This window comes from Mucilaginibacter sp. PAMB04274 (assembly GCF_039634385.2).
GTDB lineage: Bacteria > Bacteroidota > Bacteroidia > Sphingobacteriales > Sphingobacteriaceae > Mucilaginibacter.
Genome location: NZ_CP155081.2, coordinates 317,638 through 341,648, shown reverse-complemented (window position 1 = coordinate 341,648; position 24,011 = coordinate 317,638). Strand labels below are relative to the sequence as shown.

The window sequence follows — 24,011 nt, the reverse complement described above, 5'->3', positions numbered from 1 at the left end:
ACCTCTCTAACAAAAAAGACCTTGTGTTGAAATCATTTAAGCCCGGCTGTGTATCTTTGCCAGCATGTTTGAGGTGATACTGAAGAAAGGTAAAGAAAAAGCGGTACTGCAGCGCCATCCCTGGGTATTTTCGGGTGCCATTGAGCGGGTAAAGGGCGAGCCTGCCAATGGCGATGTAGTGAAACTAATAGATGCGCAAGGCCGCTTTATGGCTTACGGATTTTATAACGACCAATCGCGCGTGGCATTGCGCCTTTTGGAATGGGACGAGAGTACGCCGATTGATGAGAACTGGTTTCGTAGAAAAGTGGCTATTGCTGTTGAAAGCCGTAACTATGTATTACAATCGGGCAAAACCGATACCTGCCGCCTCATTTTCAGCGAAGCCGATTACCTGCCCGGACTAATTGTGGACAAGTATTCCGATTACTTATCGTTACAAATACTTACCTCAGGTATTCAAAACAACCTTTCTGTAATAATTGATGAGCTGCAGCACCTGCTACAGCCTAAAGGCATATACGATAAAAGTGATGCCACTTCGCGTGCGCACGAGGGATTAGCCACTACCAATGAGGTGTTGGCCGGTAGTCCGCCGCCCGAGCTGGTAGAGGTTAAAGAGAACGACATTACGTACGTTATTAATATTGCCGAAGGCCAAAAGTCTGGCTTTTACTGCGATCAGCGCGATAATCGCCATATACTAGCCAGCCATGCAGCAGGCAAGAAGGTACTGGATTGCTTTAGCTATACAGGCGGTTTTACGTTGAACAGCCTCAAACAAGGTGCCGCCTTTGTAACCAGTGTTGATAGCTCTGCGCTGGCTATTGAGACGTTGAGAAAGAATATTGAATTGAACGGCCTTGATGCCGCCAGGCACGCAGCCGTACAATCGGACGTTAACAAACAACTACGGCGCTTTAAGGAGGATGGCGAAATGTTTGATGTGATCGTGCTCGACCCACCCAAATATGCCCCATCACGCTCGGCGCTTGACCGTGCCTCACGAGCTTATAAAGACCTGAACCGCATAGCTATGCTACTGCTGAATAAGGGCGGCTTACTGGCTACCTTCTCCTGTTCGGGGGCTATGGATATTGATACGTTTAAACAGGTACTGGCCTGGGCCGCACTGGATGCCGGTAAGCAGGTACAGTTCATTAACCAGTTCTGCCAACCCGAAGACCACCCGGTACGGGCATCGTTTCCGGAGGGTGAATATTTGAAAGGTTTGCTGTGCCGGGTTATTTAGTTATGATTTATACAAACTAACTGAGATATCGCCAGATATAAAATTTTAAAGCTGCTAACTATGCCTCTCCGAGGAGGCATAGTTAGCAGCTTTCATTTCTTATTTAATATAAAAGGGGGGAAACCCACCTCCTTTACCTTGGCCTGTTAATGGTAACGGCCTTCTTTTCTCTTTTAGATTTAGCTTTCAGGTTAAGTAACTCCACCAGGATAGCAAAGGCCATTGAGAAATAAATATACCCTTTAGGTATTTCCTGATCAAATGCTTCTGCAAGCAGCGATACGCCTATCAGCAACAGGAACGACAGCGCCAGCATTTTGACAGTAGGCCGGTTGTTCACAAAGGTGGCTATAGGCCCTGCAGCCCACATCATAATACCTACCGAAACAACTACGGCGGCAATCATCACCTCCACATGATCGGCCAAACCCACGGCGGTTATAACCGAATCAAGCGAGAAAACAATATCCAAAAGCATTATTTGCACTATAGCACCCCAGAATGAATGCGGCTTGGTATCTTCCTCGCCTTGCTCATCATGGTCTATATTCTCGTGTATTTCATGACTGCTTTTATAAATCAGAAATAAACCGCCCACCAGCAGGATTAAATCTCGGCCTGATAGTGACAAACGCTCCACCCACTCGGCATTGGTAATGTTCACTAAAGAGGCCAGATTAATGAATGGATTTGTAAGCTTCATTATCCAGCTAATAGACAACAGGAGCAAAACGCGGGTAATCATGGCTCCGGCCAGCCCTAACTTACGTGCTTTACCTTGTTCGGCCACTGGCAGCTTACCGGCTTGTATTGAAATAAAAATGATGTTATCAATACCGAGTACAATCTCGAGCAGAGTTAGCGTAGCCAGCGATACCCAGGCTTCGGCATCCGTTAGTAGTTCCATTGCTTTAAAGTAGATTTGTTACGGGCTAAAAGTAACAAAACCCTTGCCGCAATCGACAAGGGTTTTCAAAAATATATTAAAATCACTTAATCTTAGTCGAATTTAACGCTGGCGTAGCTCGATTTAATGGTGATCACCCTATCTGAATTTCCTTTATTTACCTGGCCTTTAAAGGTACGGGTTGAAGTAAAATGACGGTCATTGTCTGCAGGGGTGCGGCTAATTACTTTAACAGCACTATCGTTATAATCGAAGCTGCCAAAGCGGGTGGTTACATCAAAGTCGTAGCTGTCTTTAACGCCTAAGTTCACTTTAGTAAATTGCGCATCTACATTAATGTTTTTACAATTTTTGTCTACCGTTGTTACAGTAACACCGTCGCCATAACGTGCCGAGATATCGCCCGAAGACTTCAGTTTATCTACGTTCATCGAACCGAAACTTATCTTGGCTCTCAGCTTGTCGGCAGTTCCTAAAATCAGTTTTCCATAACTTACGTTTACATCTCCACTGTACATAGAGGCAATTTTAGCATCTCCAAAGCTTACCTTAATATCGTTTTCGGGGTGGGTTAATTGCTGAGACACCAATGTGCCATAAGATAACTTTAAATTCACCCGGCCTGATAAATCGGGCAGCATAACGCCGCCAAACTTATTGGTAAGGTCGAGCTGGCTTTTAGCAGGCATGTAAACCACATAATTTACCTCCAGCTTGCTGGTATGGCTTTTGCCGCCATTAAACCAGGTGCCAATAACAAAGGTGTGGTTGCCGGTTGTATTGCGCTCAATGGTAGTTTTAAATGACACTACCGAGTTTTCTTTGCTATCGCTGATCGTAATCTTATCCAGCATTTTTTGCGCGTCCTCTTCCTCATTGGCATAAGCCTTCATCTGCACATCAACCTTTATTTCGTTCTTGGTCCAGGTGTTAACCGTTACCTTACCGTAGGTGTTGTTAATTTCCAGCTTGTCATTAGCATCAACCGAATAGCTTTTGCTGTAAGCTTTGCTCTTTTCCTTCAGCTCACCGCTTTGCACTTTCTCCTTTAATGTCTTATCATCAAAGTTAAAGTTGTAATTAAAAGTACTTGTTGATGCCCTTGACAGGTCGGGTGTACGAAGTGTTTTTGGAGAGATGCTAATATTCGGTGACACTATTACACCCAGCCCTTTGCTCAGGCCGCTTACATTAAGCTCATTGGTATATACCAGAGCCTGGCTGCTTAATTCTTTAGAAAGCTTTTGCAGTTCAACTGATTTTTCTTTCAGCTTTTGTACCTGCATTTTGCTGATTTCCTTTTGCAGATCGCGCATTTGCTCCCGCAATTTCTCCATCTTTTTATCAAATTCTTTCTCGTCTTCGGCTTTATTTTTTTGTGCAAAGCTACCCTGAGCAACAGCAAATAAGCCGCATAACAAAAGCAGTTTGGCGTTAAATATTTTTGATTTCATTGTTGGGTTCGTTTTTACTTCCTTTAAACTGTTCTATTACTTCTAATTGCTGATTGAGCACCTCGGCTTGTATTTGCAAGTTCCGGATCATTGCACGTAAAACACGCTCCTGGTTAGGGCTGGTAACTAAATCATGCTTTAGTCTTTTATAAGATGCTTCCATCTTGTCAATCTCGCCGCTAAACTCCTGGTAAAGCTGCGGATCGCCTTTCGTTAATTCTTTTAACTCGGTACGCTTGGTTTCAATAAGCGAGGTATATTGTACCTGCTGTTTAGCATACTCTGGATTTATGGCCGCCAAATCAACACCGGCTGTTTTGCCACTGCGTAAGTAAAAGCTAAAGCCTATACCCATTACTACAATAATAATAGCGGCTACCCGCAGTACAAAACCTAAAGAAAAGGTTTTGGCTTCACGCTTTTTTGGCATCTCAACTACAGGTGCCTCCATATTTTCTTCAATGCGGCTCCATATATCCGCGCGTGGTTCCAGGTCATCAAACTCTTCGCGGTTGGCTCTGATAAAATCTTCTAATCGCTTGCTCATTATGCTACTCCTTTTATTCTTAACACTTCGCTCAGTTTCCTTTTAGCTCTCAAAAATTGTGTTCTTGAGGTGTTTTCGGTAATATTCAAAATTTGTCCTATCTCTTCGTGGTCATATCCCTCCAGCAGGTATAATGATAAAACTACGCGGTAACCTTCGGGCAAGAGTTTAATAGCTTCTTTAACCTGCGCTACCTTATATTGTACATCTTCATCATCATATTGCTCATCATCGGCAATATTTTCCAGCTGTTCACTTTCCATCTCCACCCATTCCAGCTTACGTTTACGCAACTGGTTAATGGAGCGGTTTACCACTATTTGTTTAAGCCACAGGCCAAAAGTGGTTTCCTGTCTAAAATCCTTCACCTTGTTAAAGGCATCTAAAAAGGATTCCTGAAGCACATCTTCAGCCTCGTCCATATTATTCAATATCCGGAACGCCACGTTTAACATGGCCTTCGAATAAAGACGATACAATTCATAGCAGGCTTTTTTATTCCCCTGCTTGCAATCAACCACCAGTTGATAATGCTTGTCGATGTATAAGGCTTCCAATTGTGATTAGCTTTCGAGTTAATAGACGCAGCATTTTTCACAACGTTGCACGTACGTTAAAAAAACATACACTATTTTTAAAGCAAGTGTTAAGTTAGTAATTATTAACAGAGCTTTTAAGCGCTTTTTACAAGAACCTAACTACAAAAATGATCATTCGTTATGCTGATTGTGATGCTGCCCTGTTAAATCAGCTTTGCGCCAAGTGCCTGCAAGCCATGGCCGCAAGGTTGCTATCTGCTGCCATATTAGCGAAGTGGGTTGGCTAAGCCGGAAGTTACAGAATTTCTGAAGAATACTACTTGTCACGTCCAGAAGAAACGCCAACACAGCAATCGCCGTAGCGCAATTGAACGAGTTATTAACAGAAAGTCCTGCGCAGAGAGGCTTCGTTACTTATAATATCGGGGCTAGAAGTAAGTTTAAAACTTCTGACAAAGTAGTAGCTTAACAAAATACCTGTTTTAAACTGTTACAGGTTTTTTGAAAGGTTAAAGATTCACGCTACTTCCGCTTAAAATCATAAGCACCAAACTCAATAAAGTTAGCTACTTTGACCTGTACACTTACTACCCGGTTGTTTTGCACCAAAAATGGAAAAACGGCCCGGCCAAATACCGGATCGGAAAATGTGGCGTAAAAGCGATTTCCACCCAGCGACTGTAGGCGGGCATACATTTTAGGGTGATGCTCAAAGCGCACTTCAAGATCGTTCGCTTCGCCTTTAGCAATGGTGATACTACCATAAAGATCATTGCTGTATTTGCCGGTGTAGCTATTCAAATCTAAAGCCGGGCGCAAATTAAGCGCGGTGCTGTCGCGCAGGGCTTTTTCACGTGAAAGGTCGCGCTGCTGGTTACCCTTAACCACAGTTAAGGCCGCATCGCTGTTGTTACGGAAAGGCAGCTTAAGGTAAGCGTCGATAACATCAAAGTTCAGGGTTTCAATCAGGTTATTCTGGTCGGTATTGGTTAGTATAACTATACCCAGATTTTGATCGGGTACCAGCGTAACCGATGATACAAATCCATTTACACCGCCTGTATGCATTATTATGCGGTGGCCTTTGTAGCCTTGTAAAAACCAGCCCAAACCATAGGCACTAAAGGTACCGTCGGGCTCGCCGCCTACCAGCATTTGCGGCTGTTGGGTTGCGCGTAAAGCAGCAGCCGGCATTACGTCTTTTGCCCCTACTTTGCCGTTAGCCAGCAAAGCCAGCACCCATTTACACATATCGTTAGCCGAAGAGCTCATGCTACCGGCTGGCGCCAGATTATCAATTTGCGGGTACGGTATAGCGGCCAGCCTGCCGTCAACCAGCGTATGTGCGGCCGATTTATTAAACGAAGTGGCCAGATCCTTGGAGAGGGTAAGCGTACTGGTCATGCCTAGCGGAGCCAGTAGGGTTTCTTTGATGTAATTTTCCCAGGGTTTGCCGGTTACTTTTTCCATCACCTCGCCGGCAGTTAAAAAAGCGGCGTTAGTATACCCCCAACGGCTTCTGAAAGGGTACATGGCTTTAATATGGCTCATTCTTTCTACCACATCTTTACGGGTCAGGTTACTGGTCCAATACGTAAAGTCGCCCTGAAAAGTACCAAACCCAATACGATGGCATAGCAAATCGCGCAGCGTTACCATATCGGTGGCCACCTTATTTTCCAGTTTAAAATCGGGCAGGTATTTGGTTACCTTATCATCAAGCGAAAGCTTGTTTTGCGTTTGCAGCATGGCCATGGCTGTTGCTGTAAAAGCTTTGGTGTTACTGCCAATCATAAACAAGGTATTCTCGTCAACCTTGGTGGCCAAGCCTAATTCTTTAATACCATAACCTTTTCTGAGTATAATACGCCCATCTTTTACAATACAAACCGCAGCACCTGGCACACGCCAGTTGGTGAGCGAACGGTTAATATAATTATCCAGACTATCGGTAATGAAACGGCTACGGTTAGCATTTTGCGCAGTAGCGGTAAAATGTAATTGAAGCACGCAGAGCAGAAGTATTAGGTAGTATTTTTTCATGGATGCAGAATCCGGTATAACGGTTAAAAATATTAATTTAACGCAATTTTTGTAGCCTCATTATATAGACGGCTAAGGTAATTAAAACTCTTATTTTTGTTATGAACATTAAATTTTACCACCTGGTTTTAACTGTTTTGTTTACAGGCGCTATTGTACTGATGCAAAGCCCGGTACAAGCCCAGGAACTGCAATGGGCCGCCGATGGTTACCATTTTTACCGCACGGTTGATGGCGAGATTGCTGAACTGGATATCCGCAATCCATCTGGTAAAAATATTATAGTAAGCAAAGCAGCACTTACACCAGCAGGCCAACCAGCCATTCAGGTAAGGCGGTTCTATTTTTCTGATGACCGGCAAAAGGTGCTTATTAACACCAATACACGCCGTGTATGGCGCCAGGATACCCGGGGTGATTACTGGATATATAATACTAACACTAAAACACTTAGTCAGTTAGGTAAAGGGCGCCCGGCATCATCGCTCATGTTTGCCAAAATATCGCCCGATGGAACCAAAGCCGCTTATGTAAGTGAGCATAACATCTATGTAGAAGACCTGGCCAATGGCAACATTAAACCTTTAACCAACGATGGCACCAAACGCTTAATTAACGGCACATTCGATTGGGCTTATGAGGAAGAGTTTGATTGCCGCGACGGTTTCCGGTGGTCGCCCGATAGCCGCAATATTGCTTATTGGCAAATCGATGCCACCAAAATCCGCAATTACTTAATGCTGAACACTACCGATTCGGCCTACTCCTTTAACGTACCTGTAGAGTACCCTGTAGCCGGAACTGATCCCAGCTCCTGCAAAATTAAAGTAGTCAACGTAACTGATGGTAAAACAACCAACATTAATGTACCTGGTGATGCTGTGCAGCACTATATTCCGCGTATGGAATGGGCAGGTAATGGCAATGAGCTGATTTTGCAACAACTGAACCGCGCACAAAACCAGAGTAAAATTTTCATTTGCAATATTTCCAGCAATGCATCAAGAGTAATATACCAGGAAACCGACAAAGCCTGGATTGATGCCAAGGATGCATCTGTAGGCTGGGACTGGATTGAAAAAGGAAAAAAGTTTATTTGGCTGAGCGAAAAAGACGGCTGGCGCCATGCTTACAGTATTGACCGCTTTGGACAGGAAAAGTTGCTTACTAAAGGCAACTATGATGTGGTAGGTTTAGACTTAATTGATGAAACTAACGGCTATATTTACTTTACGGCCTCGCCCAATAACGCTACACAACGCTATCTATACCGCGTAAAACTGAATGGCGGCGCACCACAGCGTATATCACCGGCTAACCAGCCCGGCACGCACCGTTATGACATTGCACCTAATGGCTTGGTTGCCATTCATTCTTTCAATAACAGTTATACGCCACCAGTTACAGAGACGGTAAGCTTGCCGGCTCACAAGCCCTTAAACGGTGCGCCTACAACTATTAATGTAGATCTAACAGCAACTAAAGCCAGGCCAGAGTTTTTTACCGTTACCACAGCCGATGGTGTAAGCATGGATGGCTGGATGATGAAACCCACCAACTTCGACCCGTCTAAAAAGTATCCTATTGTATTTTATGTATACGGCGAACCAGCCTCACAAACCGCAGCCGACGTATATGGTGCGGGCCGCAACCGCGAGTATGCAGGTGATATGGCTGCCGATGGCTACATTTATGTATCGATGGATAATCGCGGTTCGCCGGTGCCAAAGGGCCGTGAGTGGCGCAAGGCTATTTACCGCAATATTGGTATTCTTAACGTGCGCGACCAGGCTATGGCGGCTAAAGAGCTATTTAAGCGCAATGCTTTCATTGATACCTCTCGCGTGGCCGTGTGGGGCTGGAGCGGCGGTGGTTCATCAACCCTGAACTTAATGTTCCAATACCCCGAAATTTACAAAACCGGCATTGCTGTGGCCGCAGTTGGCAACCAGTTATCTTACGACAATATTTACCAGGAGCGTTACATGGGTGTGCCAACCAATGAGGAAGGCCGGTCTTACTTCATTAAAGGATCACCCATTACTTACGCTAAAAACCTGCGTGGCAATTTACTTTACGTACATGGCACCGGCGATGACAATGTGCACTACAGCAATGCCGAGCAACTTATAAATGAGTTAGTGAAATACAACAAGCAATTCCAGCTAATGTCGTACCCTAACCGTTCGCACGGTATATACGAAGGTGAAGGGACGGGCCAGCACCTGCGCACGCTGTATACCAAATTTTTGAGAGAACACTGCGCGCCTGGAGGAAGGTAAATATAAGTGATTAAATATGGCGCACTTGCGCCATATTAACTTAACGCAAGAGAAGAATGTACCAATTAGTCTTATTTCTGTCTATTTTAATTGGCGCCACAATACCGGACGTTAACAAAACGCAACATCATACTCCATTCATTACGGCTCAAGGCATTGTTATAAGCGTTCAAGACAAGCAAGGGCATGCCATCCCGAATGCTACCTTAGTTAATAAAACACAGAATTACACCTTGTTATTTAACGACAAGGGAATGCTACAAATCACAAGCAGGCCGTTCAACGCCGAGGATGAGATTTTGATAAGCTGCGTAGGGTATAAAACTAAACGTACTACGGGTAAAGAAATAATAGCCGCCAAACAACACGTTGTTGTTTTGGAAGAGGAGGCTGTGGAATTAAAAGAAGTAGTTATTAAATCCCAGTCCGAAGAACTCCTTTTCAAAAATGTGCGAAGCCTTCCTTTCCCGTTATACTATCATTCGTGTGTTGCTAATAGCACCTATGCGTATATAATTGGCGGAATGTCGGGGTATAAAACCTGTACACAGGCACTCAAGTATGATCCTAAAAGCAACAACTGGTCAGTACTGGCACACAATTTAAAACCCATTGTTCAAAGTACAGCTACTTATATCCCTCAAACAGGTAAAATATACAGAATTGGCGGCCTTACATCAATTGTTAACTTTACTTACTTTGATAAAGTAGAAACCATTGATGTTAATACCGGCCAAACCGAGATACTGAATGTAAAGAACCCAATGCCTTCTGCTTATGGAGGGGCGGCTGTTTGGAAAAACAAAATTTACATTTTCGGTGGCGGCATTGATCAAAATTACACCTCTTACATGAAAGCAACCAAAGCTTTCTATGAGTTTGATCCGTTGACACACAAATTTAACCGACTGCCTGATATGCCCGAACCTTTACAGGCCACAGGAGCCATAGTAAATGGTGTTCTTTATGTTTTTGGCGGCTTTGATGCCAGCCGGTCTAACACCGGCAAAAACATTTATGCTTATAATATTGAAAGTAAACAATGGAGCCTGATTGGTAAGTTGCCTAAAGCAGTGTCGGCAAATGGTATTGCTGTTTACAATAACCTCATCTTCATCACCGGTGGTTACACCAATCAAGAGCTTACAGGCTTTTTAAATACTACTACTGGTAAATTCACACTGATCAAATCAAATTTTTCAGACAGGGCACATTTAGGCAGTGTGGTGCTTTATGATCATTTAATGGTTATAGGCGGCTCTAACGCTGTTCAGCGGCAAACTTCGCAACAGAACGGATTGCAGCTGGTACAAGTTGCAGACCTTAAGGATATATGGGTTAAAGAACAGTAGTGCGCAGGATATGCCGGTCTTTTGCAGGGCAAACCCTTCAACCTCATACAGGAATCTAATGCTGCTTATTTTCAAGTTAATAATATGGAAGGCAAGGTATATTTACCATAAGGTTTATTACTGCCGATCGACGTGATAAGGCGAGTGGAAAACAAAAAGTTTCTAAAAGCCTCCCGCCCCAGTGAGCGTTAGTGTCCTTAAACGACAAAGCCCTCCGGTTTACACCGTGAGGGCTTATTCATTATATTCAAGTTTGTAATTGGGCTAGTTAAAAAGGCAGGTCGTCGGCCTCGGTAGTGCGGTCGTAATCGCTATCGGCTTCTCCACTTCTCACAATCTGTCTGCCCTCGTTTTCAAAATCGCTTTTGCGACCTAAAACGGTAAAGTTTTCGGCAACAACTTCGGTAGTGTATTTCTTAATACCGGTCTTGTCCTCAAAAGAGCGAGTTCTGAGCTTGCCTTCAATGTATACCAGTTTACCTTTTTGCAGGTACTTGGCGGCTACATCGGCCAGTCCGCGCCACATTACAATATTGTGCCACTCAGTTTGTTCAATTTTACGGCCGTCTTTGTTAAAGCTTTCTGAAGTGGCCAGTGGGAAACTTGCTACAGATACACCTCCTTCCAGGTGTCTTATTTCGGGGTCTTTGCCTAAGTGTCCTACTAAAATTACTTTATTTATTCCAGACATGTTTAGTTAAAAAAAGAGAGAATTATTTTCAAATTTAAAAAAATTACTTAGAAATATAAAAATAACTTTTGGTAAAGCTAATTTTCCCCAATCTTCTGTATTTATATATACCCAGCTTGCTTTATGTTCAACCGGTGTATTCTTTAATCTGATAAAACGAATGGTAAGCCGCTGATGCGTTAATAGAAATTTCTGTAACCCAAAAACCTCATCAATTTGCGCATCCTGGCCAAAGTACTGCATTGTTTCTGGCAGCAATAGTATGTCCTGTACCGATAGTAACTCTTTGGTCTCAATAAGTGGCAAGTCGTACAAACCGGTCCATATGTCGCCGTCAGTACGCTTGTTCATTAAAATTTTGCCTTCATTAAATATTAAAAAATAGTTAAAAAACCGTTCCTTAATTTTAACTGTTTTAAGTTTTACCGGTAGTTGCATAGTAGCGTTGGTTTTAAAAGCCTTACAACCCAAACGTACAGGACAAATGCCGCATGCTGGGTTTTTAGGCTTACATAACATAGCGCCAAATTCCATCATGGCCTGGTTGTGCAAACCAGGTTCATCTCTATTTAATACTTCATCGGCCAGCTGTTTAAATATCTTTTTTCCATTGGTGCTGTTTATGGGTTCGTTAATGCCAAAATACCGGGCCAGTACCCTAAAAACATTACCGTCAAGCACAGCATGAGCCTCGTTAGCCGCAAAAGAAGAGATTGCAGCGGCGGTATAATCTCCTATTCCTTTTAGCTTAATTAACTCATTATATGCAGACGGAAACTTGCCATGGTATTGCTGCTGTATCAACCGTGCAGTTTTAAGCATGTTACGCCCTCGTGAATAGTAACCTAACCCTTGCCACAACTTTAAAATTTCATCCTCACTGGCATTTGCAAAATCTTCAATTGTTGCGTAACGCTCTAAAAAACGGTTAAAATAAGGTAAGCCCTGCTCCACACGCGTTTGCTGCAAAATAATTTCCGAAAGCCAAATCACATACGGATCACGCGTGTGGCGCCAGGGCAAATCGCGTTTATTTTGATGGTACCACTGCACCAGTTCATCAGCAAAATTCATGTAGCTCAAATTTACAAAATCAACCGCTGTTAACCGCAACATGCAAGTAATGTTTGCAGCTTAAAGGATCCCATTGTAAAAAAACGTACATTTATTTCACAGTTTCCAATTAAAGCCATACTTTTGCAACCCCAAAACAGTTAAGTATTTACATAAAATTATTAATAAAAAACAGATATGACTAAGGCGGAAATAATAGCTGAAATATCAACTAAAACAGGGATTGAGAAAGTTGACGTTCAGGAGACTGTTGAGGCGTTTTTTAAGGTAGTTAAGACATCGATGGTAAGCGGCGAAAACGTATATGTTAGAGGCTTTGGTAGCTTTGTGGTAAAAAAGAGAGCTAAAAAAACTGCCCGTAACATATCAAAAAACACTGCAATTATAATACCTGAGCACTTTGTACCCAGCTTTAAGCCAGCCAAAACTTTTGTTGAAAAAGTAAGAACAGGTAACAAAACCAAATCAACCAAAGCTTAATATATGAACAAGAAACAAATAGTTGCAGTAGTGGCCGTTGTGGTGGTTATGGGCTATTTGTATTCGCAGCCCGTTAAAGGGTTAATTAAGCCAAAAGAGGAGCGCACTGCTCCAAGCCAGCAGGCGGAGGCTCCGGCCAATGCCAATGTTGATGTAAACACAGTATCCGGACCGGCTAAAACTGCCATTGGGGCCGATTTAGCCGGCAAGATCATATCACTGGAAGAGATGCTTAAAAAAGCATCTTCACCTGCCGAAAGACAAAAGCTGCAACAAGAACTGGCCCAGCAATGGGATGGCGTTAATCAGGCAGCTCCTGCAGCGTTCTACTATCTGGAATTAGCAAAATCTAAAAATGATTATGAGAACTGGCTAACTGCAGGCCAGCGCTTTAATGACGCTTATAAGTTTACACAAGATACCACCGTACAATCTACGTTTGTTGCGAACGCCATATTTGCCTTTAAAAAAGCTATGGCTGTAAAAGCTGAAAGCCTGGATGCCAAAACCGGTTTGGGTATAGCTTATGTTAACCAAACCAGCTTGGGTATAACCGATGCCGAAGGAGGCTCACCCATGCAGGGCATTATGTTGCTGCGTGAGGTGGTTACCGCCGATCCGCAAAACTGGAACGCTAATTTAAGTTTAGGCCAGTTTGCTATGAAATCCGGCCAGTTTCAAAAAGCGGTTGACCGGTTTAAAGGTATGATTGCGCAGGATACTAAACGGTCGAAGGTGGAGCCTTACTTTTACCTGGCCGAGAGTTACAAGCAGCTGGGCATGAAAACCGAAGCTATTGAAGCTTACCAAAAATGTAAGGAACTAATGGCCGACCCAACCATGGGGCAAACCATTGATAACTATATTAACGAATTAAAAAATTAAATAACCCTTTAAAAAATTAGTATTATGCCAAGCGGTAAGAAACGTAAAAGACATAAAATGGCTACCCACAAACGCAAAAAGCGTTTAAGAAAAAACAGACATAAAAAGAAATAAGCCGTAGTTACGGTGTGTTTGCCTGCGGTTACTTTAGGTAGTGGCAGGCAAATTTTTTTATTTTTGTTTTTTATCCTCATATTGTACGCGGCACTTCGCCGCTTTTGAAGAAATGGAGTAGCAGTTGATAAAAGAATTAATTATCGATTCATCCCCTAGCGGGGCAACTATTGCCCTGTTACAGGATAAACAACTCGTCGAACTTCATAAAGAGCAAATTTCCAATAATTATACCGTTGGGGATATTTACCTGGGCCGTGTTAAAAAAATCATGCCCGGGCTTAATGCTGCTTTTATTGATGTAGGTTACGAGAAGGATGCGTTTTTGCACTACCTGGATCTTGGTCCGCAAGTGCAAAGCCTGCTCAAATTAACCAAACAGGTACGTGGGGGTAGTTACCAAACCAAATTGCTGGATGATTTAAAGCTGGAAGCTGACATCAACAAATCGGGTAAGATATCTGAAGTGTTGACCAAGAACCAGTTAATACCGGTGCAAATTGCCAAAGAGCCTATTTCAACAAAAGGCCCGAGGCTGAGCTCCGATCTATCTATTGCCGGCCGCTATGTAGTACTGGTGCCGTTCTCTGAAACCATCTCTATCTCTAAAAAGATAAAGAGCAATACAGAGCGCACGCGCCTGCGCAAAATTGTGGAAGGTATTAAACCGGCTAATTTTGGTGTAATTATCCGTACGGTATCAGAAGGTAAGGGGGTAACCGAAATGCAAAAGGACCTGCTTGATCTGATATCCAAGTGGGAATCTTTCATGACGAGGTTACCGGCAACTGATCCTTCAAAAAAGGTATTAGGTGAAATTGACCGTACATCGACCCTACTGAGGGATATATTAAATGCTGATTTTCAGCACATTCATGTAAACGAGCCTTCCATATTCGAAGAAATCCGTTCATATGTACATGATATATCGCCTGATTTGGAAAACATCGTACGCCTGCATAAGCACCGCGATCCGATATTTGAGCATTATGGAATTGAGAAGCAGATTAAATCTGCATTCGGGAAAACCGTAAATCTGGCTGGTGGTGCTTACCTGGTTATTGAGCACACTGAAGCCTTGCACGTAATTGACGTAAATAGCGGCAACAGAACGGCAAACAAAGAAAACCAGGAAGATAATGCCTTTCAGGTAAACAAAGAGGCTGCCCGCGAGATTGCACGCCAGCTGCGTTTGCGCGATATGGGTGGTATTGTGGTAGTCGATTTTATTGACATGCACAAGCCCAACAACCGCAAAGAGCTGTTTGACTATCTGCGCGACGAGATGGCACATGACCGGGCCAAGCACACTATTTTGCCACCGAGTAAGTTTGGTTTAGTGCAAATAACCCGTCAGCGGGTGCGGCCGGAGATGAACATTGTGACCAACGAGGTTTGCCCAACCTGCCACGGCACCGGGGCCATCAGGCCAACTATTTTGTTGCTGGATGATATTGAAAACAATTTCAATTACATCCTGGTAGAACAGAATGAGAAAAGCATTACGCTTTGTGTACACCCGTACATTGAAGCTTATATTAAGAAAGGCCTCATAAGCCGACAAATGAAATGGTACTTTAAATACGGCCAGTGGATTAAAGTAAAAGCAAACTCGTCATACCAAATTACCGAGTTTCACTTTATGAACGCTAAGGACGAACAAATTAAACTATAATTTCTGAATTCGGATCTTTGATTCCGGATTTACATTAAACAAAGCAGGTTCCGCTAACGGGTGAACCTGCTTTGTTTGTTTTACACCAGCATAACTAAATATATTAGCATTTTCGTATCTTTACCTTAAATCCAAAGTCAAACACCTGACTTTCGAAATCCAATAAATGGCTAAAACAAAATCAGCATATTTTTGCCAGAGCTGTGGCTATGAATCGCCTAAGTGGCTGGGTAAGTGCCCTTCATGCAACCAATGGAATACGTTTGTAGAAGAAGTTGTAGAAAAACCACACGCAGCGGCATCTAACTGGAAAAGCAGCAATAGTGCTCCTGGTTCGGGCTCAACTTCATTGCAGCGTGCCAACAAGGCGGTGTCGGTAAGCAACATCAGCTTCAATGAAGAGCATCGCATACTTACGCCCGATAAAGAATTGAACCGTGTATTGGGCGGCGGTATTGTGGCTGGCTCGCTTATACTAATTGGCGGTGAACCCGGCATCGGCAAATCCACACTCATGCTGCAACTGGCTTTAAGCATGCCTGCAGCCAAGGTGCTTTATGTATCGGGCGAAGAAAGTGACCGTCAGATTAAAATGCGGGCTGAAAGAATAACACCAGCCCAGCAATATAAGGCCGCAGAAGCAGGCATGGGCTGTTTTATCCTCACTGAAACCTCAACACAGAATATATTCAAACAGATTGAGCAGCTACAGCCCGACCTGGTAATTGTAGACTCCATCCAAACGCTATACTCGGCGCATATCGAATCTACGCCAGGTAGCGTGTCACAGGTTCGAGAGTGTACAGCAGAGCTGCTTCGCTTTGCTAAGGAGAGCTCTACGCCCGTATTCCTGATTGGACATATTACCAAGGACGGCATGATTGCAGGGCCTAAAATACTGGAACATATGGTAGATACCGTATTGCAGTTTGAAGGCGACAGGCACCACGTTTACCGCATCCTGCGGTCTATAAAGAACCGTTTTGGGTCGGCGTCCGAGCTGGGTATTTACGAAATGCTTGGAGCTGGTTTGCGCGAGGTGTCTAACCCATCGGAAATCTTACTATCACAGCGGGATGAAGCTTTAAGCGGCATAACCATCAGCGCTACATTAGAGGGCTTGCGGCCCATGTTGATTGAAACGCAGGCACTGGTGAGCACGTCGGCTTACGGAACACCTCAACGTTCGGCTACGGGCTTTGATACGAGACGGATGAACATGCTGTTAGCCGTGCTGGAGAAACGCTGTGGCTTCAGGCTGGGCACTAAAGACGTTTTCCTGAACATTACGGGTGGCATACGGGTTGAGGACCCCGCTATTGACCTTGGCTTGGCTGCGGCTATTATTTCCTCGCACGAGGATATGCCCATTTCATCCAAAACATGCTTTGCAGGCGAGTTAGGCCTATCGGGCGAAATAAGGGCCGTTAACCGTATTGAGCAGCGTATTGCCGAAGCCCAAAAGCTTGGGTTTGAGCAAATTTTTATTTCCAAGTACAATTTACCCTCGGGTAAAAAAGACAAGAATCAGTTGGATCTGTCGCACTACAAAATTGAGATCAAAGCGGTAAGCCGTATAGAGGAAGTGTTCGGCCTGTTGTTTGGATAATTGCGGCGTTTAGGGGGTTGGATAAAAATCAGGGCGCTACATTGTTTTGCTAAACTTGCAAGTGTCGCGTCATGAAACACATTCTTTGCCTCGATAGATGCCATCTCGAATAGTAGATCCGTACCGAACCCGAAAGGCTTTCTCCTCCGTATGAGATTCTCTTTATCACTGGAAAAAATGCGCCGTATTTTACACAAGAGAATAGACTATGGAAAAATCAATAGCCAATTTTCCATTCACAACTATCGCGAGCGGTCTTGTTCTATTGGCATTTAAGCGCATCAAAAAAAAATTTCGATCATGTGCCCGAAATTATCAGGAAGGAACTGTTGCTATATAAAAGTAGCCCGGCAATGCCGGGCTACTTTTATATAGGATTGTTATCTCGAACCGAAGTTAAATATCCTGTTCATTGTGCAGAATATAATGCTTGTCAGGTTCAATCAAGATTTTGCTTACGCTCGAAATAACCGGACTGGCTTATAAAAATGCTTTTAAAACTGTACTTGCCCTGCGTTTTTCATCAGCCATATATCTTCTTATTGTATAACTACCTTACGGATGCGATGGTTATTATAGTCGGCTACGTAAAGGGTTTTATTGGCACCTACGGCTATACCCGCAGGACCGGCAAATAAAGCCGTTGCTTTGCTGCCATCTAAAAAGCCTGATGTTTCTGTTTTACCGGCCAAGGTATATAAAACGTTCTGGCTGCTGATTAACATAATACGGCCGCTTTGGTCGGTTATATAAATATTATTTTGTGCATCAACGGCTATACCCGTCGGTACGTTTAATAAAGCAGTTGTTATGCTGTTACCTATCAGCGTACTTACTACGCCGGCTGAGGTTACTTTGCGAATAGCATAGTTATTTTGGTCGGTTACATACAAGTTGCCGGTTGCATCCAGCGCTACGCCTGCCGGGCGGTTAAACACGGCTGTTGTACCATCGCCATTAGTAAAGCCGTTAGCCCCGGTGCCCGCTAATGTACTTACTACGCCGGCTGAGGTGATTTTACGAATGCGGTTATTGTTACGATCGGCTACGTAAACATTGCCAGCACCATCAACCGCTATACCCTGCGGCGAATTAAAGGTAGCAGCGCTCCCAGTTCCGTTTGATGCGCCTACCGTGCCGTTGCCAGCCAGTACAGTTACCGTACCAGCCTGCGTTATTTTGTAAATAGCATTGTTACCTTGGTCGGCTACGTAAACATTGCCGGAGCCGTCAACGGCTATGCCCTGAGGGCTATAAAACTGCGCTTCTGTAGTTGCATTTCCACCCGAAAAGCCCAGTGTGCCCTTACCTGCAAAAGTACTTACTATGCCTGCCGGCGTGATCTTGCGGATCAGGTGATTAAAGGAGTCGCTTACGTATACGTTGCCTTGTGCATCCACCGCAGTACCTTGCGGACTGTTAAACGAAGCATTGATAGCAGCGCCGTTTGTCAATCCAGGCGAACCATTGCCAGCCAGCGTGGTTACATTAACCGTAATATCGGCAGTACCGGTACTGGTTTTAAACGTTACCAAATTGCCATAGCCAGTACCCGCGTCATTTTGTACATAGGAACGCAGGTAGTAGGTAGTATTGGGTGTTAAACCAGTTAAGGCACTTTTGAATACTGCTTTACCACCGTCACTGGTTTTAGAGTCAGATATGGTAGGGTTTTGATTGCTCGCGCTCCAGCAAACACCTGATGCAGTTATGCTAATTGCACTTCCCATATTGGTAACCGCACCTCCGCTTAGCGCAGTAGATGATGTAAGGTAAGCAATTACCGGTGTAGTTTCGGCTGTTGGCGCTACTATGGTGGTTTCCTGGCTATCCTTATGGCAGCTTGCGGCCAACAAAGCCAGGCCGAGCAAACCGGCATAAGCTTTCATTTTAAATAGTAGAGATTGTTTCAACATCATCATCGTTTATATCGTCAATATTTAAATTTAATAGTGCTTTTACCCGTACGGTGGCGGCTGGTCTTTTATAACATTAAGATAAATAAAAAGCCCGAGTAAGCCGCATTATAGTTAATGCGGCAATATGCTGCAAATAAACAAACCGTACGCGGTATTGCGTAAACATAAGTGTTAAATTTTGTTAACACCCTGCACTTAGCCAATTGCTTTGTAAAAACGCTGTAATATCAAAGCGATAACCTAATTGTCCGAAACCATGACAACCAATTATTGTTGTTTTGAAGAGGTTAATTTAAATGAGATACGTTGTATACAGTCTGTTCATCCTGCTCATCACATCACTAAACGTAAATGGGCAAAATCGAACACCACTACCACATGGGATGGTGTTTGGCAACAAGCCGAGTACGGTGAGCCTGATGCCGGCATCGGAGCTGGAAAGCTTTATGAGCAAACGCACGCGCACCAGCGCTGCTATTATAGGTAAGGTAGTTAAAGTAACGCACGAAAAAGGCGGCTGGTTTACTCTGGATGCCGGTAACGGCCGCACTATCAGTGCGCGCTTCCGGAATTACAAAGTCGTTTTGCCATCGGCTATTAAAGGCCGTGAGGTTATAATATCGGGTATAGCCACCAAGCAATTTATTGCCGATGACCAGCAGCAACTGGCCGGCGATACCGTTGTTGGCAAAAAGCAGCATAATGTTAAAACAGACCCTAAACGGCGGCTGCTGTTTGAGGTGTATGGATTAATGGTGAATAAGTAAAACCGGATTTAAAGCATAGCACTTTAATCGCTCCTATTTGGTGAGTATTCGACAGCTTTTGACAATGGCGACCTAGAAAAAGACGGTGTTCCAAACGATGACAGTTATTTTATTGACGAGCAAGAGAGATTGGAGAACGTTGGTAAATATTTAAAGATCTTAAAAGGCAGTTATCCTTTTGCGCACTGGTCTTTAAAACTTACAAGCCTTTATCTTAATCAATGCACTTTATTAAGAGCTAATAAATAATAGCCTGTTTATAGCTTGTAGACGACATTAGCTATGGTCGGTGTTATCAATGCCCCACTAATTTACAATGGATAGCTAAATTTTCTCCAATAAAAAAGGACAAAGAATTTTCATCCTTTGTCCTTAGTCAATTAGTCTTTTATCTAAAGCTTACCTGCTCAAATACATTGATTTCTCTTTGTACAGGTGTCTGAAATAGGGGTCCTGTAGATCAGGGATGAAGCGGATGGCTTCTCCTGTCGATTTCATCTCGGGCCCTAACTCCTTACTTACCTCAGGGAATTTATCAAATGAGAATACCGGTTCTTTAATGGCGTAGCCTTTCAGCTTGCGCTCAATGGTGAAATCGGTAAGCTTGTTTACGCCCATCATCACCTTGGCTGCAATGTTGATGTAGGGTACATCATACGCCTTGGCAATAAACGGCACTGTACGTGATGCACGCGGATTGGCTTCAATTACGTAAACCTTATCGTTCTTAATGGCAAACTGAATGTTCAGTAAACCTTTTACATTTAATGCCTTAGCAATCTTAACCGAATACTCTTCCATTTGCTGCAGCACGGTTTCAGATAAATCAAACGGTGGCAACACGGCAAATGAATCGCCTGAGTGAATACCGGCGGGCTCAATATGCTCCATCATACCAATGATGTGTACATTCTCGCCATCGCATATCGAATCAGACTCGGCCTCTGCGGCACGATCCAGGAAGTGGTCAATAAGCACACGGTTACCTGGCAGCGCTTTTAACAGATTAACAACAGCACGTTCCAGGTCTTCGTCATTAATTACAATACTCATGCCCTGGCCGCCTAATACATAGCTCGGGCGTACCAGTACAGGGTACCCTACCTGATGAGCTACTTCAATTGCCTCTTCGGCACTTTCGGCTACCCCATACAGCGGGTAAGGAATATCAAGGTCTTTCAAAAGGTCAGAGAAACGGCCGCGGTCTTCGGCAATATCCATATCGTTGTAAGATGTACCAATGATCTTGATACCGTGCTCATGCAGCTTTTCAGCCATTTTAAGCGCAGTTTGGCCGCCTAGCTGCACAATCACACCTTCCGGTTTTTCCAATTCTATAATCTCGCGTACATGCTCCCAAAACACCGGCTCAAAGTATAGCTTATCGGCCATGTTAAAGTCAGTTGATACCGTTTCGGGGTTACAGTTGATCATGATAGCTTCATAGCCCGACTCTTCGGCAGCTAACAAGCCATGCACACAACTGTAGTCAAACTCAATACCCTGTCCAATACGGTTAGGGCCGGAGCCTAATACAATGATTTTCTTTTTATCAGTTGGGATGGATTCATTCTCGCCCTCGTAGGTAGAGTAATAGTACGGCGTTTGAGCCTGAAACTCCGCAGCACAGGTATCTACCATTTTATAGACCCGGTTAATGCCCAGAGCCTTGCGGCGTTGGTAAACTTCTTCTTCGGTGGTGTTAACCCCTAATATCCAGGCAATCTGTACGTCTGAGAAACCTTTTTGCTTAACGGTAAGCAAAATATCTTCAGGAATGTTATTTACAGAGTAGCGGCGCAGTTCGGCTTCCAGGTTCACTATTTCCTGTATCTGGTTTAAAAACCAGCGGTCTATCTTGGTGGCTTTGCGTACCGATTCAATTGGTACACCCAGGCTCAGTGCATCATATACGTGAAACAACCTGTCCCAGCTTGGATGCTCGAGGCTGTGCATGATCTCGTCCAGGTTGCGGCTCTGGCGGCCATCGGCTCCTAAACCGGCGCGACCTATCTCCAAACTCTGACAAGCTTTTTGCAGCGCTTCAATAAAGCTGCGGCCAATGCCCATTACCTCACCTACCGATTTCATTTGCAGGCCCAGCTCACGGTTGGCACCTTTAAATTTATCAAAGTTCCAGCGAGGAATTTTAACAATTACATAATCGAGCGTTGGTTCAAAATAAGCCGAGGTGGTTTTGGTGATCTGGTTCTCTACCTCATCCAGGTTGTAACCAATAGCCAGTTTGGCAGCAATTTTAGCAATTGGGTAACCTGTTGCTTTTGAGGCCAGGGCAGATGAACGCGATACCCGCGGGTTGATCTCGATAGCAATAATCTCCTCGTTAGCCGGGTTAACCGAAAATTGCACGTTACAACCACCGGCAAAATTACCAATGGCGCGCATCATCTTAATAGCCTGGTTGCGCATTTCCTGGTAGCAGCGGTCGCTCAGCGTCATGGCTGGAGCTACGGTTATCGAGTCGCCGGTGTGGATACCCATCGGGTCAAAGTTCTCTATAGAACAGATGATGATTACGTTATCGCGGTTATCACGCAGCAACTCCAGTTCGTATTCTTTCCAGCCCAACACGGCCTGCTCCACCAAAACCTCGTGCGTTGGCGATGCCTGTAAACCGCGGCTCAGGGCTGCATCAAAATCTTCTTTTTTGTGTACAAAGCCTGCGCCTTTACCACCCAGCGTATAGCTTGGGCGTATAACCAGCGGAAAGCCGATTTCCTGCGCAGCTTCTTTACCCTCTAAAAATGAGTTGGCAATTTTTGATTTGGCCACACCTACGTTAATGTCGACCATTAACTGGCGGAAAGCCTCGCGGTTCTCTGTTTTTTCGATAGCGGCCACATCAACACCAACCACTTTAACGCCATACTTCTCCCAAATACCACGCTCCGAAGCTTCAATACAAAGATTAAGCGCTGTTTGGCCGCCCATGGTAGGCAACACGGCATCTATGTGCTGTTCGCTCAGAATTTTTTCTAAACTTTCGCAGGTTAAAGGCAGCAAGTACACGTTATCGGCAATAACCTTATCGGTCATGATAGTTGCCGGATTGCTGTTGATAATGGAAACTTCAATGCCTTCGTCTTTCAACGAAAGCGCGGCTTGTGAACCGGCGTAGTCAAACTCGCAAGCCTGACCAATGATGATAGGGCCTGATCCGATAATCAGCACCGATTTTATGGAAGTATCTCTGGGCATAGTAGTATTTAGCTGTTATATGTTTAGTTCACAGTTAACGGTCATGGTTCATAGCGTTTTGCTACATCCTATGAACTATAAGCCATCAACCCTGCACCTCTAATTCTATGCGCTGAAAACAAAAAACCCGACTTCAGCGTCGGGATGCAAAGATAGGAGAATATAAGGTATCTGTTTTAAAAATTTCACATTTAATATAAGCGCTCATTGACACGTTAATAAGTTAACTCAAGGCAAGTTGAATACAATGGGTACGGTGTACTTAACACGAACATTTCGCCCGTATTGTACGCCAGGAATCCATTTTGGACTTTCTTTAATAACTCTTATTGCTTCTGCAGCCAATAAAGGATTAGGAGAACCGCCTACAGCTCTTACGTCATTCAGCGTACCGTCGGTTTCAACCACAAAGGTAACATTTACACGGCCCTGTATACGCTTGCTGATTGCTTCACTCGGGTAACGTAAATTTTTACTGAGAAACTTGTTAAACGCCGGCGTTCCGCCTTCAAACTGTGGTAACGCTTCTGATTTAGTATATGTATAGCTTTGGCCATTAGCTAATTGAGCCATCCCGCTTACCAATTTACCTTCCTTATACGTTTCGGTAAGCAACAAACTATCGCGGTTAACACTAATTTTCCACTCACCATCTTTAAGGCCCTTCTTTAGTTCTCCCTCGCTTACCTTGGGTTTAGTACCACCTTCTATTTTTTTATACCGCCCGTTGCCATTGGTTACGAGCGCCTTTCCGGAGGAGTCATTAAAGGCCATAATAAGATATACCTGCTCAGAGAGCGCTTTTGATTTGTCAACAGCGGCATACTCCCGGGTTTCGGCCAGGTTGCCGTTACGGTAGTAGTGAAACTGCTCGCCTGCTAATGCGCCTTTACTATAATTTAGTACACTTTTGCGCTTGCCGTTATCATAATATTCTATGCAAGCACCTTCCAGTTTTATCGGCTCTATAGCTGAAGAAAGGGCCATACGCCGTGGCCTGCCATCAAGGTAATACTCCAAAACCTTGTACAGCACGGAGCCAGAGTCGGGTTCGCGTACTACGCGGGTATAATCGGCGCTATCGCGTTGTGTTACCTGCCTGCCGTTGTTCTTAAAGAAATATACATTTTGGCGCTGTGCACTCGCTGCCATGCAGCTCATTATCAGGAAACCTACAAGTAAGTATTTCATCTTAAGCTTTA

The 24,011-nt window shown here is 44.1% G+C and carries 19 protein-coding genes; 9 read left to right on the top strand and 10 right to left on the bottom strand.

Translation table 11 applies throughout. The features are described 5' to 3' along the window. Window positions 1–64: 64 nt before the first annotated feature. On the top strand, window positions 65–1,252 hold the full coding sequence (locus ABDD95_RS01540) for a class I SAM-dependent rRNA methyltransferase (protein WP_345950144.1): 1,188 nt from the start codon (window positions 65–67) through the stop codon (window positions 1,250–1,252). 133 nt (window positions 1,253–1,385) lie between these two features. Here ABDD95_RS01540 and ABDD95_RS01535 read toward each other — a convergent pair whose 3' ends face one another. From ABDD95_RS01535 to ABDD95_RS01515, 5 genes are all read right to left on the bottom strand, one after another. Next, complete coding sequence (locus tag ABDD95_RS01535; RefSeq protein ID WP_345950143.1) at window positions 1,386–2,159, bottom strand: TerC family protein; 774 nt, start codon at window positions 2,157–2,159, stop codon at window positions 1,386–1,388. 92 nt (window positions 2,160–2,251) lie between these two features. After that, the gene (locus tag ABDD95_RS01530) at window positions 2,252–3,613 is read right to left on the bottom strand and encodes a hypothetical protein (RefSeq protein ID WP_345950142.1); all 1,362 of its coding nucleotides are present in this window, start codon (window positions 3,611–3,613) and stop codon (window positions 2,252–2,254) included. Beyond that, complete coding sequence (locus tag ABDD95_RS01525; RefSeq protein WP_345950141.1) at window positions 3,594–4,160, bottom strand: hypothetical protein; 567 nt, start codon at window positions 4,158–4,160, stop codon at window positions 3,594–3,596. The genes ABDD95_RS01530 and ABDD95_RS01525 overlap by 20 nt, the downstream gene beginning before the upstream one ends. After that, a complete protein-coding gene (locus tag ABDD95_RS01520) occupies window positions 4,160–4,717 on the bottom strand; it encodes an RNA polymerase sigma factor (protein WP_345950140.1) in 558 nt (185 codons plus the stop codon). Before ABDD95_RS01520 ends, ABDD95_RS01525 begins: the two co-directional genes overlap by 1 nt. Window positions 4,718–5,221: 504 nt before the next feature. Continuing rightward, a complete protein-coding gene (locus ABDD95_RS01515) occupies window positions 5,222–6,742 on the bottom strand; it encodes a serine hydrolase (RefSeq protein ID WP_345950139.1) in 1,521 nt (506 codons plus the stop codon). Between the two features lie 101 nt (window positions 6,743–6,843). On the opposite strand from ABDD95_RS01515, the gene ABDD95_RS01510 reads away from it, so the two are divergent. Together ABDD95_RS01510 and ABDD95_RS01505 are read left to right on the top strand one after the other, a co-directional pair. Beyond that, entirely contained in the window at window positions 6,844–9,024 is a 2,181-nt protein-coding gene (locus tag ABDD95_RS01510; RefSeq protein WP_345950138.1) for a DPP IV N-terminal domain-containing protein, read from the top strand. A gap of 56 nt (window positions 9,025–9,080) precedes the next feature. After that, on the top strand, window positions 9,081–10,376 hold the full coding sequence (locus ABDD95_RS01505) for a kelch repeat-containing protein (protein WP_345950137.1): 1,296 nt from the start codon (window positions 9,081–9,083) through the stop codon (window positions 10,374–10,376). A 268-nt stretch (window positions 10,377–10,644) separates the two neighbouring features. On the opposite strand, the gene ssb is transcribed toward ABDD95_RS01505, so the two are convergent. After that, window positions 10,645–11,067: a single-stranded DNA-binding protein gene (ssb, locus tag ABDD95_RS01500; RefSeq protein WP_345950136.1), complete on the bottom strand. Its 423-nt coding sequence runs from the start codon at window positions 11,065–11,067 to the stop codon at window positions 10,645–10,647. Window positions 11,068–11,073: 6 nt separating this feature from the next. After that, window positions 11,074–12,141 (bottom strand): A/G-specific adenine glycosylase, encoded by a 1,068-nt coding sequence (gene mutY, locus ABDD95_RS01495; protein ID WP_345950135.1) that lies wholly within the window; start codon window positions 12,139–12,141, stop codon window positions 11,074–11,076. A gap of 177 nt (window positions 12,142–12,318) precedes the next feature. Between mutY and ABDD95_RS01490 the strand changes: the two genes are divergently transcribed. The 5 genes from ABDD95_RS01490 (at window position 12,319) to radA (ending at window position 16,904) form a co-directional block, all read left to right on the top strand. After that, the gene (locus ABDD95_RS01490; protein ID WP_345950134.1) at window positions 12,319–12,621 is read left to right on the top strand and encodes an HU family DNA-binding protein; all 303 of its coding nucleotides are present in this window, start codon (window positions 12,319–12,321) and stop codon (window positions 12,619–12,621) included. 3 nt (window positions 12,622–12,624) lie between these two features. Next, entirely contained in the window at window positions 12,625–13,506 is an 882-nt protein-coding gene (locus tag ABDD95_RS01485; protein WP_345950133.1) for a hypothetical protein, read from the top strand. A 24-nt stretch (window positions 13,507–13,530) separates the two neighbouring features. Beyond that, entirely contained in the window at window positions 13,531–13,620 is a 90-nt protein-coding gene (locus ABDD95_RS01480; RefSeq protein WP_008506795.1) for a hypothetical protein, read from the top strand. A 124-nt stretch (window positions 13,621–13,744) separates the two neighbouring features. After that, complete coding sequence (locus ABDD95_RS01475; protein WP_345950132.1) at window positions 13,745–15,295, top strand: Rne/Rng family ribonuclease; 1,551 nt, start codon at window positions 13,745–13,747, stop codon at window positions 15,293–15,295. 166 nt (window positions 15,296–15,461) lie between these two features. Then, window positions 15,462–16,904 carry a DNA repair protein RadA gene (gene radA, locus ABDD95_RS01470; RefSeq protein ID WP_345950131.1) on the top strand — a complete coding sequence of 481 codons (1,443 nt, stop codon included), beginning with the start codon at window positions 15,462–15,464 and terminating at the stop codon, window positions 16,902–16,904. Window positions 16,905–17,443: 539 nt separating this feature from the next. Here the strand turns inward: radA and ABDD95_RS01465 are convergent. After that, window positions 17,444–18,793 (bottom strand): NHL repeat-containing protein, encoded by a 1,350-nt coding sequence (locus tag ABDD95_RS01465; RefSeq protein ID WP_345950130.1) that lies wholly within the window; start codon window positions 18,791–18,793, stop codon window positions 17,444–17,446. A gap of 326 nt (window positions 18,794–19,119) precedes the next feature. On the opposite strand from ABDD95_RS01465, the gene ABDD95_RS01460 reads away from it, so the two are divergent. Continuing rightward, window positions 19,120–19,590 (top strand): DUF4920 domain-containing protein, encoded by a 471-nt coding sequence (locus tag ABDD95_RS01460; protein WP_345950129.1) that lies wholly within the window; start codon window positions 19,120–19,122, stop codon window positions 19,588–19,590. 399 nt (window positions 19,591–19,989) lie between these two features. Here ABDD95_RS01460 and carB read toward each other — a convergent pair whose 3' ends face one another. Beyond that, a complete protein-coding gene (carB, locus tag ABDD95_RS01455) occupies window positions 19,990–22,809 on the bottom strand; it encodes a carbamoyl-phosphate synthase large subunit (RefSeq protein ID WP_345950128.1) in 2,820 nt (939 codons plus the stop codon). A 228-nt stretch (window positions 22,810–23,037) separates the two neighbouring features. Beyond that, window positions 23,038–24,000 (bottom strand): TonB family protein, encoded by a 963-nt coding sequence (locus ABDD95_RS01450; protein ID WP_345950127.1) that lies wholly within the window; start codon window positions 23,998–24,000, stop codon window positions 23,038–23,040. Between the last annotated feature and the right edge of the window lie 11 nt (window positions 24,001–24,011).

Bases quoted from the DNA above. Each gene is read 5' to 3' on its own strand.
- ABDD95_RS01450 (WP_345950127.1), bottom strand. From the start codon at position 24,000: ATGAAATACTTACTTGTAGGTTTCCTGATAATGAGCTGCATGGCAGCG.
- ssb (WP_345950136.1), bottom strand. From the start codon at position 11,067: ATGTCTGGAATAAATAAAGTAATTTTAGTAGGACACTTAGGCAAAGAC.
- radA (WP_345950131.1), top strand. From the start codon at position 15,462: ATGGCTAAAACAAAATCAGCATATTTTTGCCAGAGCTGTGGCTATGAA.
- ABDD95_RS01490 (WP_345950134.1), top strand. From the start codon at position 12,319: ATGACTAAGGCGGAAATAATAGCTGAAATATCAACTAAAACAGGGATT.
- ABDD95_RS01480 (WP_008506795.1), top strand. From the start codon at position 13,531: ATGCCAAGCGGTAAGAAACGTAAAAGACATAAAATGGCTACCCACAAA.
- ABDD95_RS01505 (WP_345950137.1), top strand. From the start codon at position 9,081: ATGTACCAATTAGTCTTATTTCTGTCTATTTTAATTGGCGCCACAATA.
- ABDD95_RS01510 (WP_345950138.1), top strand. From the start codon at position 6,844: ATGAACATTAAATTTTACCACCTGGTTTTAACTGTTTTGTTTACAGGC.
- ABDD95_RS01535 (WP_345950143.1), bottom strand. From the start codon at position 2,159: ATGGAACTACTAACGGATGCCGAAGCCTGGGTATCGCTGGCTACGCTA.
- ABDD95_RS01540 (WP_345950144.1), top strand. From the start codon at position 65: ATGTTTGAGGTGATACTGAAGAAAGGTAAAGAAAAAGCGGTACTGCAG.
- ABDD95_RS01485 (WP_345950133.1), top strand. From the start codon at position 12,625: ATGAACAAGAAACAAATAGTTGCAGTAGTGGCCGTTGTGGTGGTTATG.
- ABDD95_RS01460 (WP_345950129.1), top strand. From the start codon at position 19,120: ATGAGATACGTTGTATACAGTCTGTTCATCCTGCTCATCACATCACTA.
- ABDD95_RS01530 (WP_345950142.1), bottom strand. From the start codon at position 3,613: ATGAAATCAAAAATATTTAACGCCAAACTGCTTTTGTTATGCGGCTTA.
- ABDD95_RS01525 (WP_345950141.1), bottom strand. From the start codon at position 4,160: ATGAGCAAGCGATTAGAAGATTTTATCAGAGCCAACCGCGAAGAGTTT.
- ABDD95_RS01465 (WP_345950130.1), bottom strand. From the start codon at position 18,793: ATGAAAGCTTATGCCGGTTTGCTCGGCCTGGCTTTGTTGGCCGCAAGC.
- carB (WP_345950128.1), bottom strand. From the start codon at position 22,809: ATGCCCAGAGATACTTCCATAAAATCGGTGCTGATTATCGGATCAGGC.
- mutY (WP_345950135.1), bottom strand. From the start codon at position 12,141: ATGAATTTTGCTGATGAACTGGTGCAGTGGTACCATCAAAATAAACGC.
- ABDD95_RS01515 (WP_345950139.1), bottom strand. From the start codon at position 6,742: ATGAAAAAATACTACCTAATACTTCTGCTCTGCGTGCTTCAATTACAT.